A 13,852-nucleotide genomic window follows, 5' to 3' on the forward strand; every position below is an offset into this window, starting at 1 on the left:
GAAAAAAACCAGCATAAAAGCTGGTTAAAAGTCGAAATAATTTCTTTTTAATAGACGCGGTCTTCCCATTAATTCTTCATATGTTAGTTGTTTTGGTAAATCTTTCGTGTAAATTAAGAATAATTGATCTTCAATTTCTTTTACTGTATGGTCTGATTGATAGTCCATCCCGCACGAGGAACAAGAAATACATGGTGTCTCTTGGATTTCAATGGCTTTCGTACCATCTGGTAATTCCCAATATACAGTATTCAAGCTTTCTTTCGCTTCTGTACTGTCACACCACATACAATTCATACTGCATCACCCTCAGTTTTTTTGTCGTTTTCTTCTAACTTAGCCATTTGTGCTTGATATTTTTTATCTTTTAATTGATCGCGTTTATCACGTTTATCTTTTAAAGATGCATGCGTATCATTATCTTCGTAGTCTTTACGACGGTTCATACGCTGTAAGTCGTCTGGAACGAGGTTAAATTTCTTATCGCTCATAAGACCTGCGATACCAACATCTGAACGTTTTTCTTCGTAGTTCGGATAAATCTCTTTAAAGTATCCTTCCGCTCTTCCTGGAATATAGCTCTCTGGCTCTGGATACGTCGTAATAACACCTTCAAAGTTACGAAGTACAACTTTATCTGCACTTTGTGAGATTAAATAGTTTGGTTGAAGTGCAATTTTACCACCTCCACCTGGCGCATCAACAACGAATGTCGGAACAGCATAACCAGATGTGTGTCCACGTAAACCTTCAATAATTTCAAGACCTTTAGATACTGGTGCACGGAAGTGACCGATACCTTCAGATAAGTCACATTGATAAATGTAGTATGGACGTACACGGATTTTTACTAAGTCATGCATAAGTTTTTTCATAATTGGAACGCTGTCGTTAATACCAGCTAAAATTACTGCTTGGTTTCCGACTGGAACACCAGCATTCGCTAACATTTCACATGCCTTTTTCGATTCTTCAGTAATTTCAATAGATGTATTGAAATGTGTATTTAACCATACTGGATGGTATTTTTTAATAATGTTACATAAGTTTTCTGTAATACGTTGTGGGAATACTACTGGTGCTCTCGTTCCGATACGAATAATCTCAACATGCGGAATCTCTCGTAAATTTTTTAATACATATTCTAAAATTTTATCGTTAATTAGAAGTCCGTCACCACCGGAGATTAATACATCTCGTACTTGTGGCGTTTCACGAATATAAGCAATTGCATCATCTAATTGTTTCTTCGGTACACCCATTCCAATTTGTCCACTAAAACGACGACGTGTACAGTAACGACAATACATAGAACATTGATTTGTTACTAAGAATAGTACACGGTCCGGATAACGATGTGTTAGCCCTGGAACTGGTGAATCTTCGTCTTCGTGAAGCGGGTCTTCTAAATCATATTTTGTTTTATATAACTCTTCCGAAATCGGTACTGATTGCATCCGAATCGGACAGCGTGGATCATCAGGATTCATTAGCCAAGCATAGTACGGTGTAATGTTTAACGGGATCGTTTTCGTTGAAATTTTAACGCCCTCTTCTTCTTCAGGTGTTAAGTTAATCACTTTTCTTAAGTCATCTAACGTTTTGATCGTATTCGTTAATTGCCAAACCCAATCATTCCATTGCTCTTCAGTAACATCTTTCCATAATTCGATATCCTTCCAGTGACGATTTGGTTTGTATACATCATGTAACATTGCTATTCCCCCTTTTTATACGCTCATCCTTTATATAAGCAATAGTTATGCCAACTTTACATTGTTGATAAGTAAATGTGCGGAGAACCCTATTACATAAGCGAAAAAATATTTTTAAGCGTTGTATGAAATCAATACTTAACATCATATTCATTACTTTTTATATATGTAAACGCTCTTTTATTGGTGCAAACACACAAAAACCGCCGATTATTCGGCGGTTTTGTCGTACTTGCTCAGTTTATATTGAAGCGTTTGACGAGGGATACCCAACATTTTTGCGGCTTGTAATATATTTCCTTCCGTTTCAATCAACGCTTGATCTATTAATTCTTTTTCTGTTTGATGAAGTGCTTCTCTAAGTGGCATTATACCCTTCTTCTTCGAAAACTTCTCTTTCCGAAATGTACGTGGTAAACAATTGGCTGTTAATGTATTCCCTTCTGCAATAATAACAGCATGTTCAATCGTATGTTTTAACTCCCGTACATTTCCAGGCCACTGATAAGCTTGCAGTCTATCTTTCGCTTCCTCATCAATTTGAAGTACACCTTTTTTATAACTTTTATTATATTCTTTCAAAAAATAAGATGCTAATAATAGTACATCCTCAGTTCTTTCACGAAGCGGTGGGATATATAATGAAAATACGTTTAAGCGATAATATAAATCAGTGCGAATTTTATTCTCTCGTAAACATATTTCTGGAGGCTGGTTCATCGCGGTAATAACACGAACATCTACTTTTCTCGTCTTATTATCACCAATTCTTCTAATGACTCCATCTTCTAACACTCGTAACATTTTTGCCTGCAAATCAAGAGGCATTGAATTCAGTTCATCTAAAAATAATGTCCCACCATCAACAAGTTCAAATAGCCCAGCTCTTTCAATCGCTCCCGTATAGCTTCCTTTTGTCGTTCCAAACAATAAACTTTCTAATAGCGACTCTGGTAAAGCTGCACAGTTTTGTGCAATAAATGGCTTGTTTTTTCTTTTAGAAGCTTCATGAATTGCTTGTACGAACAGTTCTTTTCCTGTTCCTGTTTCACCATATATTAAAACATTCGCGTCTGTTGGTGCTACTTTTTGTGCTAACTCTTTCGTCTGTTTAAACCGCGTATCATTTGTCACTATCGTCTCAAATGCAGCGTGCTTTTTAATCACTTTTTTTCTAGATGATCGCTTTATTTTCGACTGTAAGTCAACAATTGTGTCAGTAAGCTTTTGAATTGTAGAGTAATCCTTTGCAATTTCAACAGCCCCAGCAATATTCCCATCTATAAAAATAGGTAACGTCGTATTTACTGTACAAACATCTTCACCATTTAAATTTTGATAATGTTGTACCTGATGTACGATAGGTTTTTTTGTATCTAGTACTTTCATCAATGTACTCGTTTCCCTTGATAAAGACGGGAACGCTTCTAACAGATGTTTCCCTAACACTTTTTCAATCTTCGATCCATCGTGTTTTGCAGCTACAGAATTATAAAATATTGTAATTCCATTTTCATCTACAGCGTGTATAGCCTCATCAATACTGCCCAAAATCGCTTCAATGACTTCTTGTGTCGAAACTGCTAGCAATGTCATCCCCCCTTTTGCCGAAAATCCAGCAATTACATGCCGAATTTTCGGCACACCTATGTGCGATTGTAAGCATGACGATTCCGTTCTATAATTTTAATCAATTTTATATTTTCATTAGATAACTCGAAACTCTAATTAGTACGGCTTTTTCAAACACCCAGCTCCACCTAACTGTTTTGCTTTACAGCCAAATTTTGAGGCGGAAGTTTTACTGCTTTCGAATAGCTAGATAGATCTTTCACCCATATATTCATATCTTCCAACTTATCGAAAATGTAGCAATTATTCGCCAGTCTTCCTGTATACGTATAGCCTAATTGATGAAAGGCAGCATTCATTCCGAAAGAAAGCGATCGAGCAATTGTATAGGAGCAGAAAATAGATCTTTCTTGAAGTTCTTCCTCTAATTTAATTAGTAAACTTTTCATAAATCCATGTTTACGGTATTCAGGTAAAGTAGCACAATTCGTTAATTCTGCATTCCCTTCCTTTATGTTCATTTCTGCAGATGCTGTACTAATAATTTTCCCCTCAAATTCATACACGTAGTAAATTGTATCGTCTTCTTTCATCGTCTGTAATACATAACTCGCTTCATTTAAAGGTGTCGGATACACTTCAAATACTTTTCCGAATACAGTTGCTAATTCTTCTGCATCTTCTTCAGTCGCTTTTCTCAGCAAAAATTTCTCTGGAACTACTTTTTCTTTTATTTCTTTTCCTTTTACACCGCTTAATATAGTATCTTCCTCAATCCAATGCATACTATTTCGTCTTTCATCATTATTATATTTCACAAAAAAGTATGCATCGTGTCCTTGAAAATAATGAGGTATCGTTGCTTCCAACAAAAAACCGAAAGAGAGCCATGTTGAAACATGCTCTCCCTTTCCTTTAATAATACATTTAGTGAAAGAATGTTTCTCTGCTAGTTCGTCAATTGTCTGTATAATACTTTCAACATTTCCTGTATAGTGATCTACCCGAATACGCTTATTAAAATAATCTAAAACACCTTCTACTGTATAACAATTCGTCTGTTCTCTAAAAGATTCATAGTATTTCATTTTTTCACCTCACACCAATCTAGTAATGTACATGCAATAATTTTTGCGGCAGCTATCATTTTATCAACTTCTATATATTCGTTTGGATAGTGTGCTACTTTCGTCTCTCCTGGACCAAATACTATTGTTGGTACGTTTGCAATTTGTGTAAATAAACCTCCATCAGTCCCCCACGGAGATGCTTCAATAATTGGTTCGTTCCCTTCGATTTCAACAAAGTTGTGATGAAGTGTCGTAATGAGTTCATGATTCTCTTCTAGTTCACCAGGAACCCATCTCGCTCCAAACCATTCTACTTCTACTGGATTTTCAACAAACCAATTGTCCACATCATTTAATTCAGCAATCCAATTCTCAAACTCTTCTTTTGCCGCCTCTATAGTCTCATTCGGCGCAACACCGCATCTTCCTTCTAAAATTAATTCATCGGGAACAGAACTTGGCCAACTCCCTCCTTCAATTTTCCCAATGTTAATTGGAATTGGAATCGGAATTTCTTTAAATAACGGATCTGTAATTCGACTATTTCTTTTCTTCTCTAGCTTTCTTACATGTTCTATAACAAACATACTTTTTTCAATTGCACTAACCCCTTCATAGCGCGTTCCACCGTGTGCAGCTTTCCCTTTTACACGTAGACGAAACCACATGGAACCTTGTTGTTTCGGGAAAAACTTCATATTAGTAGGCTCCGGAATAATGACACCATCTGCCTTATATCCTCGTAATATAGTTGCTAATGTCCCTGCTCCGCCACTTTCCTCTTCTATTACACTTTGAAAATAGATGTCTCCTTTTAATTCAATGTTAGATTCAATAATCGCTTCCATCGCAAGCATAAGTGCGACATTTCCGCCCTTCATATCCGTCGTTCCACGGCCATATATACGATTTCCGATTTTCTCACCGCTATAAGGATGATGTTCCCACTGATTCACATCCCCTTCTGGAACTACATCAATATGCCCATTCAATATCATAGATTTCCCGTCGCCACTTCCTTTTAAAGTTGCTACAATATTTGGGCTATCTGAAAAACTTGTACGGGGTGATACAAAATAAGGATGATCTTTCATTTTAGAAAAAGAAGGCTCCCATATATCGAGCTCTAAACCTAATTCACGTAATTTTTCAATCACAATTGCCTGCGCACCGCTTTCATCACCAGATACGCTCTTTTCTTGAATTAATCGTTTTAAAAATTTCACACTTTCCTCTTCATGGCTCTCAATATAATCACAAACTTGCTTTTTTAATTGCTCCATATATTACATCTCCCTTCATTCAATTACTAGTAAGTTAGAACTAATTTGAAAATCAGCTTCTGTATGTCGTTTTATATCTTCTACTGTGTATGGGCTCATTAATTCTTGTAATATAAGTCCACTCGGAGTTACCTCCATGACTGCCATATCAGTAATAATTAAATCTACACACTTCTTTGAAGTTAATGGCAATGTACACTCTGAAACAATTTTTGCATTTCCGTACTTATCAACATGATTCATCACAACAACGACCCGCTTCGCTTTTTGTGCTAAATCCATTGCTCCACCAATACCTGGAACACGTTTTCCAGGTACAATCCAGTTTGCTAAATCACCATTTTCACTTACTTGTAATGAACCAAGAATCGTTATGTCTAGCAAACCTTTTCGAATCATCCCAAACGCTGTGCAGCTATCGAAATAACTCGCTCCTGTTATAAGAGAAGTTGGTAAACCTGCTGCATTACACAAATTTTCATCTTCATTCCCTTTACTTGGCGTTGGTCCCATGCCGACGATTCCATTTTCCGCATGAAACATAACATTTATATCGTCAGGCAAATGATTTGGTACAAGCGATGGTATGCCAATACCTAAATTTACAATCATACCATTTTGTATTTCTTTCGCCGCACGCCTAGCAATCTTATCCCTCACTTCTACGCCCATACCCATTTCCAGTTCACTCCTTCCGACGGTACAATATAATTTACGAAAACACCTGGAACGACAATTTCCTCTGGATCTAAACTTCCAAGCGGGACTATTTCTTCTGCTTCTACAATTGTTATATCCCCAGCCATAGCTACATGGGGATTCATATTTCGTGCACTTTTGTCAAATACAAGATTACCAAACGGATCTGCCTTTTTCGCATATACAATTGAAACTTCAGCAGTTAATGCTGTTTCAACTAAGTAAGTCTTACCATTCATTTCAACTGTTCGTTTTCCCTCTTCCACAATCGTATCAACACCAACATCAACTAAAACACCACCAAGACCAACGCCACCAGCGCGAATACGCTCTGCTAATGTTCCCTGCGGAGAAAACTCAATTTGTAACCTTCCCTCGTTTAGTTGCCTTCCTGCATTTGGATTGGAGCCAATGTGAGAAGTAATTATTGATTTAACTCTTTCATTTGTAACAAGACGACCGATACCTACATCAGGAAATCCAGTGTCATTTCCAATTAAATTTAAATTTGTAACGCCTTTTTCTAAAATTGCCTGTATTAAAGATGGAGGGGATCCAATCCCTCCAAATCCCCCAAACATCAATGTCATATCATCATGGAACAAAGAAATTACTTCCTCAATTTCTTTTAATTTACCGAATGTATTTGTAATAGTTGTCATGCGATACTATGCCCTCCTTTTTGCATCATCTCTTCCACACTTTTAGAGAAAATTGAAAGTAATTCATCTAACTCGGAATATGTAGTTGTCATTGGCGGTGCTACAAGCAGTGCACTATCTTCTTTTCCTGCTTGCCCTGAAACTGCTTGGTATAAAAGCAGACCATTTTTAGCTGCAACTGAAATAAGCTCTGACGCTTTTGTAAACGGTTGCAATTCTACTCCGATTAGCAACCCTTTTCCGCGCACATCAGCAATGATTGTCGATTGTTGCTGAACTTTCTGTAAGCCTTTTATTAAATACTCTCCCTTTTCTGCTGTTTTTTCAGGAAGATTATGTTTCTCCATATATTCAATAACAGCTAAAGCCGTTGCTGCAGACAATGGATTTGCACTTAACGTATGACCGCTCATTACTGAACGTGATCCACGTAATATTGGTTCCATAACACGATCACTTACAACTGTCGCTGCCATCGGTGTATATCCCGCTCCTAACCCTTTACCAAGTGTCATAATATCCGGCTCTACGCCCCAATGCTCCATCGCAAACCATGCTCCAGTACGACCAAGCCCAGTCATTACTTCATCCGCAATAAATAAAATATCGTAATGGTCGCAAATCTCTTTAATGACTTTATAATAGTCTTTCGGCGGAACAACCGCGCCTCCAGCTGCTCCGATAATCGGCTCAGCAATAAAAGCAGCAATATGCTCTGCACCAATTCTTTCAATTGACCTTTCTAGTTCAGTCGCACATGCCAGCTGACAAGTTGGATATACCTTTTGAACAGGACATCTGAAACAATATGGAGCTGGTATAGTCGGATAATCTTCCAAAATAGATACGAAACGTTGTCTACGTAGTGGATGCCCAGACATCGATAAAGCACCCATCGTAATACCGTGATAACTCATCCATCTTGATAAAATTTTATGTTTCCCTTGAATACCTCGCTCTTGAAAATGCTGAATTGCAATTTTCATAGCTGTTTCATTCGCTTCCGTACCACTATTTACAAAAAAACTCCAGTTCAAATCTCCTACACTTAAATCACTTAACTTCTTCGCTAATTTTTCAGCTGGTTCACTCGTAAACTGTGATCTATAAACGAAAGCAATCTCCTCAGCTTGCTTTTTAATAACGTCTGCAATCTCCTTTACGCCATGCCCAATACCTGCCGTAATTGCTCCTGACGAACCATCAAAATATTTATTGCCATTTTGATCATACAAATAAACACCTTTTCCATGTGAAATCATTGGATACGGCTGACCAACAAGTGGTTTAATTAAGTAATCGCGCATAGCGCTCCCCCATTTCTCCAATTTGTATATATATATGAAGAAAATTGACGTTTCTTTCATAAAAAAGAATCCTCTGCAAAAGCAGTGAATTTATCAAAAAACTATTATAAAATATACAAATGAGTGCTTAAAAATTTTTATAAAACAGAAAATTCAGAACTAAAAAACGAAGACCAACCCTTTTCTATACGCCCAAATAACCCTCCTTTTTATATGAAATGACTACATCACCAAATGTTTTTATAGCATAATGCCAGCTGTCCTTAAATGCCGACATTCTGTACACTTCGACGGAACTCCCGTTAAACTCCTTCCTATTATCCTACTTTAAATTGCATATTTTAAAACAAATTTCGACACCCACCTTACTAATCAATTCAGATTCCTATTCATTATGTAAACTTTTCAGTTTTAAACTATAAAAAAAGAACCGATTAACCACACTAATCAGTTCGTCATGACGCTCTCTTATGGGTTAATACTGTCAATTGCTAAAATAAATAGAAAAATGAAGTTTACAAATTCATCCTACAGCCTATAACACAAAACCTTTTCATAACTTCATTCACAATTACTATCGGGATATCCCTATCCCGAAGTGGCACTCCTTTCCTCAGATTCAAAGTATCTTTCCTTTATAATTTATGTAGGACAATTATCACTTTGTATGTGTATTTGCCTATAATTAAAAAAATCCCTAGTTTTCTAGCGATTTTTGGACATGTATTCAATATGTTAATTGAAATGCACTTTCAATTTGGCATTTATTTTACTTTCGTACAGTCATATGTACTGCTTTACTCTGCGAAATTCTCGTAAGCACCAGCACCTCTTTATGAAAACATATTTGTTGTCAATTTTTAATTTTCCCTTTATAAAATCATTTTTTTGCATAACCGCTTTCTTGCTTCGCATATAGTTTTAATGATGACAAAGGAGGAATGTTCATGTCTCAATCTGAAATCGAAAAATATGGACAAGAAGTTACACAATACGAACAACTCGCACGTTACTATCAGTTTCGTAATCCTAAAAAATATATAGAATTATATATGAAATATTACGATGCACTATCAAAACTTGTACAGGCGTATGAAACAAGAGACTCACAAGAAGCTGCTTTACCGTCACATATAAGAATTTTTCATGCCGATCCAAATATACCAGCGGTTGACATTTTAGTAAACGGACAAAAGGTTATTAAAAATATTTCATTTAAGCAATTCAGCCCTTATTTATCATTAGTGCAAGGTAAATACCGTATAGATATTGTTCCTGTCGGAAATGAAACTCCAATCTTTTCAGCGTTGGTACCAATAATGGGAAATCATACTTATACTCTTGCTGCAATAAATAGTGATAATCACCTACAATTACAGCCTATACTTGATAATACACATTTACCAGCTGGTCAAGCCAAAATACGGTTTGCACATTTCTCTCCAGATACCCCTGTTGTAAACGTAGATTTAAAAGATGGGGATCATTTATTTGAAAATGTACTCTTTAAACAAATAACAGATTTTTTGCAAGTTAGCCCTGGTACAGCAGATATTGAAATTTCACTAGCAGATAATAAAAACGTTTTATTGACTATACCAAAATTCAATGTTGAACCAAATGTTATTTATACAATTTCAATAGTAGGTTATTCAACTAAAGATCCTAAATTAGAAGCCGTTATACTCACAAATTAAAACAGTCTACACCATTCATTTGGTGTAGACTGTTTATTTTTGAAATGCAATTTGAAATTCTGTCCAATCGTTATCTGATCGACACATAATGGATCCATTATGTTTTTCCACAATTTGTTTACATACAAATAATCCAATACCAGTTCCTAACTTTTTAGTAGTTACAAATGGTTCAAAAATCGTTTCTACATTTTCAGCTGGAATCATTGGTCCATTATTTTTTATCACAATTCGAATAGCTTGATCTTCTTCAAATACATCAATGATAATTTTTCGTTCTTCTTTCATTGATTCAAGAGCATCAATTGAATTCATTAATATGTTTAAAAATACTTGTCTCACTTCACTCCGATAACCAACAAGCGGAATTGGATACGGTAAATTCTTTTCAATCAAAACATTCGCATTGACCAAACTCGGATATAAGAATTGTATAATGTCTTGAAACAAGTCATTAAGCCAAAACCGTTCCGATTCATTCCACATTTCTTTTTTCGATACGAGTAAAAATTGCGAAATACGAAAATTTAATTGATCTAATTCATGCGAAATAATATCTAAATACGATAAACTCGGATGATCCGCCTTTAATAATTTAACAAACCCCATAATGGAAGTAAGCGGATTACGAAATTCATGTACAAAACTAGCTGACATTTGCCCTAAAATCGTCAGCCTTTCTTTATGTGTTTCGTTAATATATTGCTGTTTTTCCTCTAAATTCTTCGATATAATTTCCGAGTATTTTAAAACGGTATAATAAATTAATTTGTCAAAACAAGTATGTATTTTTGCCATAATTGGTTTCAATTCACGAGCGCTAACATCTAATTCACACATCGCTTCGAAAAGTTCATTTCTTCCCACGTTTGCGTTATAAACAAAATCTCCAATATTCGCATCTGCTCCAGCACGTTCAATAGCAATTTTCTCACATAACGGTTGAAGATAATTTATATCTTTATCTTCCATAGTAAGTTCGATAATTAACTCTAGTAAATCCTCTCCATTTTGAACTACTTCTAGTTTAAATGGATCTTTTTCGGAAATTATCATTTTGTTTTTCCAGTTCTCTACGAATTGGTGCCTATTGTTTTTCAAGTGTGAACAAAATATTTCTTTAATATCCTTATCGATTGGAAAAACCTCCATTCCCTCCATTTCCATACGACGAATACCCTTTATATTTTGAATATTAACACAAAAAATACGATTCGTTAATAGATTTTTGTCACATTTTGTTAATTTCTGTTGATAAAATTATTTTTTCTTTCTTATTTAACTAATTGTATACAAATCCCCTTTTTCCTTCACATATTTTCATTATTTCCGTAGTCAAAACGACTTTTTTTTGCATCATTTTTAATTCTTGCGTACAATAGAAAATGAAAGGTGTGAAAAATATGGTAAATAAAAATGTGGAAGATTATCTCCAAGAAGGCATTTACGGCCAAAAGCAAAACAAACCAGAAGAACGTAATATGTATTTAACTACATTACGTGAGCGTGTGGAAATCGCTTTAACAATCGGTCAAGTAATGCAAAGTAATGTATACTCTGAAGTGGCGGGTAGCATGCGCTCTTCTCAATCATTACAACTCCTCCTAAATGGTGGCATTGCTTACCCACATTTATCAAAATACATTAAATTAGCAAACGAAAAAAATGTTCCTTTTACAATTGTTCAAAATAAAGATACAAAAACACCAATCGGTTTAGTATTAACTCATGCTACTGCTATAGATAAAGAACGAATTTATGTAGAAGATACTATTTTCAAACAAGAAATGAAGTAAAAGTTACACTTAATTAAATAGTTACTAGAAGCGTAAAAAACGAGTATGGAATCGTAAACATTTCCTACTCGTTTTTTAGTGCAAGTTTTAAGTTTTTCCACTTTATTTTTTAATACATACTAATTTCATTTCTGTCATTTCTTCTATTGCATATTTAATTCCTTCGCGTCCCGTGCCACTTTCTTTCACACCACCATAAGGCATATGATCTACTCTGAACGTTGGAATATCATTAATCATGACACCACCAACCTCTAGCTCATCAATTGCACGCATTGCTTTAAATAAATTATTTGTAAATACTCCTGCCTGTAAGCCGTAACGCGAATTATTTACTTGCTCAATCGCTTCATCAAATTCTTTAAATGTATTTACTGTCATGAGTGGACCGAATACTTCTTGGCACTGCACAGATACATGATCTGGAACATTTGTTAATACAGTCGGTTCAAAAATTCTTGCATCCTGCTTCTTACCACCACATAAAACAGTTGCTCCTTCCTTAATTGCTTCTTGAACCCACATATCAATTCGCTCTACATCTTTTTTTGAAATTAAAGCTGATACATCCGTTTCCTCAAGCAATGGATCACCAACAACAACTGATTCCATCGCTTTCTTTAGCTTTGAGAGAAATTCATGTATTTTCGTTTCATGTACAAAAACACGTTGTACTGAAATACAAACTTGCCCATTATTAACAAATGCTCCCCATTTTACACGTTCAATTATTTCATCTGTTAACTCTACATCTTCATCAATAATAACAGCAGCATTTGAGCCTAGTTCTAACGTAACTCGTTTTAGCCCAGCCTTTTGTTTTATTCCGATTCCAACTTTTGGACTTCCGGTAAAAGTAATAGAAGCAACGTAATCATTTTTGACGATTGCCTCACCAACCGTGGGGCCAGGGCCAGAAATGATATTTAAAGCTCCATTTGGCAATCCTGCCTCTTCAAATAACTCAACTAATGCATAAGATGATAATGGCGTTTGATCAGCTGGCTTTAATACAACTGTATTTCCGGCAGCGATTGCTGGTCCAACTTTATGCGCTACTAAATTTAATGGGAAATTAAATGGTGTAATAGCCCCTATAACCCCAATCGGCTTTCGGATTGTATATGCAATACGCCCATCTGCACCAGGTGCGGCGTCTAATGGCAATGTCTCACCATATATACGTTTCGCTTCTTCAGCTGCAAATTTGTATGTTTGAACAGTACGATCTACTTCTCCCCTTGCAGCACGTATTGGTTTTGCAGCTTCTTTTGCAATAATCTCTGCAAATTCTTCTCTTCTTTCATCCATTTTTTGTGCAACTTTCTCTAAAATAGTCGCACGATCATATGCAGATAATTTATTCATTTTTGTCATTGCATTTTTTGCAGCGGTAACAGCCTCTTTTACATCTTCTTCCGTGCCTTGTGCAATTTCCGCTAATGTTTCTTCAGAATATGGTGCGTATAATGGTTTATACGTGTTTACAGATTTCCAATCTCCATTTATATATAAATGCTTTTTCATACTTCTTCTCCTTCCAAATATATGTATACAACAATACTTCACCTAGTGAAAGGTTTGACTTATGTCATTGTATCATAGCCCTTATCCCTCAAAAAACATTATGCTCAAAAAAACTCTGCTATATAGCAGAGTTTACGAGCTAATTTGCTCTTGTAACGAAATTTGTTTTTCATCTTCTAAAATAACAATCGATTCTACTATCTTTGTAACTTCTAATCTTTTTATATAATGTCCATCTAATTCTTTCACACAAAACTTATAATTTTCAATTTCAATGGAATCCTCTTCAGCAATCTCTATATTCTTCGTTAAAATCCAACCACCGATTGTATCAACACCATCATCATCAATCCCTAAACCAAATAACGTATTCACTTCACTAACAAGTACTTTTCCCTCTAGTATCGTCTTCGTTTCACTAACTTGTTGAATTTCTGGCTGCTCATCCGTATCAAACTCATCCTGAATATCTCCAACAATTTCTTCCAAAATATCTTCAACAGTAACAAGTCCAGATGTCCCAC

The 13,852-nt window shown here is 35.5% G+C and carries 13 protein-coding genes; 2 read left to right on the forward strand and 11 right to left on the reverse strand.

The window, feature by feature from the left end:
• Window positions 1-24: 24 nt before the first annotated feature.
• From MR107_RS20480 to MR107_RS20515, 8 genes are all read right to left on the reverse strand, one after another.
• Complete coding sequence (locus tag MR107_RS20480) at window positions 25-297, reverse strand: YokU family protein (RefSeq protein WP_000995763.1); 273 nt, start codon at window positions 295-297, stop codon at window positions 25-27.
• The gene (kamA, locus tag MR107_RS20485) at window positions 294-1,715 is read right to left on the reverse strand and encodes a lysine 2,3-aminomutase (RefSeq protein ID WP_000902142.1); all 1,422 of its coding nucleotides are present in this window, start codon (window positions 1,713-1,715) and stop codon (window positions 294-296) included. Before kamA ends, MR107_RS20480 begins: the two co-directional genes overlap by 4 nt.
• A 210-nt stretch (window positions 1,716-1,925) precedes the next feature.
• Window positions 1,926-3,311, reverse strand: a complete 1,386-nt coding sequence (gene rocR / locus MR107_RS20490; RefSeq protein WP_011110073.1) for an arginine utilization transcriptional regulator RocR — start codon at window positions 3,309-3,311, stop codon at window positions 1,926-1,928.
• A gap of 164 nt (window positions 3,312-3,475) precedes the next feature.
• Complete coding sequence (ablB, locus tag MR107_RS20495) at window positions 3,476-4,375, reverse strand: putative beta-lysine N-acetyltransferase (RefSeq protein ID WP_000878594.1); 900 nt, start codon at window positions 4,373-4,375, stop codon at window positions 3,476-3,478.
• The gene (locus MR107_RS20500) at window positions 4,372-5,640 is read right to left on the reverse strand and encodes a peptidase (protein ID WP_000436702.1); all 1,269 of its coding nucleotides are present in this window, start codon (window positions 5,638-5,640) and stop codon (window positions 4,372-4,374) included. The genes ablB and MR107_RS20500 overlap by 4 nt, the downstream gene beginning before the upstream one ends.
• 15 nt (window positions 5,641-5,655) lie before the next feature.
• Window positions 5,656-6,318 (reverse strand): CoA transferase subunit B, encoded by a 663-nt coding sequence (locus MR107_RS20505; protein WP_000525277.1) that lies wholly within the window; start codon window positions 6,316-6,318, stop codon window positions 5,656-5,658.
• Complete coding sequence (gene atoD, locus MR107_RS20510) at window positions 6,303-7,001, reverse strand: acetate CoA-transferase subunit alpha (protein ID WP_000208102.1); 699 nt, start codon at window positions 6,999-7,001, stop codon at window positions 6,303-6,305. The genes MR107_RS20505 and atoD overlap by 16 nt, the downstream gene beginning before the upstream one ends.
• Entirely contained in the window at window positions 6,998-8,308 is a 1,311-nt protein-coding gene (locus MR107_RS20515; protein WP_001205882.1) for an aspartate aminotransferase family protein, read from the reverse strand. The genes atoD and MR107_RS20515 overlap by 4 nt, the downstream gene beginning before the upstream one ends.
• Before the next feature lie 947 nt (window positions 8,309-9,255).
• On the opposite strand from MR107_RS20515, the gene MR107_RS20520 reads away from it, so the two are divergent.
• On the forward strand, window positions 9,256-10,005 hold the full coding sequence (locus MR107_RS20520; RefSeq protein WP_000083284.1) for a DUF4397 domain-containing protein: 750 nt from the start codon (window positions 9,256-9,258) through the stop codon (window positions 10,003-10,005).
• A 33-nt stretch (window positions 10,006-10,038) separates the two neighbouring features.
• Here the strand turns inward: MR107_RS20520 and MR107_RS20525 are convergent, their stop codons facing one another.
• Window positions 10,039-11,172 (reverse strand): BA2291 family sporulation histidine kinase, encoded by a 1,134-nt coding sequence (locus MR107_RS20525; protein ID WP_000425086.1) that lies wholly within the window; start codon window positions 11,170-11,172, stop codon window positions 10,039-10,041.
• Between the two features lie 236 nt (window positions 11,173-11,408).
• Between MR107_RS20525 and MR107_RS20530 the strand changes: the two genes are divergently transcribed.
• Entirely contained in the window at window positions 11,409-11,801 is a 393-nt protein-coding gene (locus MR107_RS20530; RefSeq protein WP_000247559.1) for a YueI family protein, read from the forward strand.
• A gap of 102 nt (window positions 11,802-11,903) precedes the next feature.
• Here the strand turns inward: MR107_RS20530 and MR107_RS20535 are convergent, their stop codons facing one another.
• Window positions 11,904-13,328: an aldehyde dehydrogenase family protein gene (locus MR107_RS20535; RefSeq protein WP_000716453.1), complete on the reverse strand. Its 1,425-nt coding sequence runs from the start codon at window positions 13,326-13,328 to the stop codon at window positions 11,904-11,906.
• A 132-nt stretch (window positions 13,329-13,460) separates the two neighbouring features.
• Window positions 13,461-13,852 (reverse strand): transporter associated domain-containing protein (locus MR107_RS20540; protein ID WP_305037294.1); only part of this gene is annotated, 392 nt, incomplete at its 5' end.

The sequence above is a fragment of the Bacillus cereus group sp. BfR-BA-01441 genome (genome assembly GCF_022663075.1).
Taxonomy (GTDB): domain Bacteria; phylum Bacillota; class Bacilli; order Bacillales; family Bacillaceae_G; genus Bacillus_A; species Bacillus_A cereus.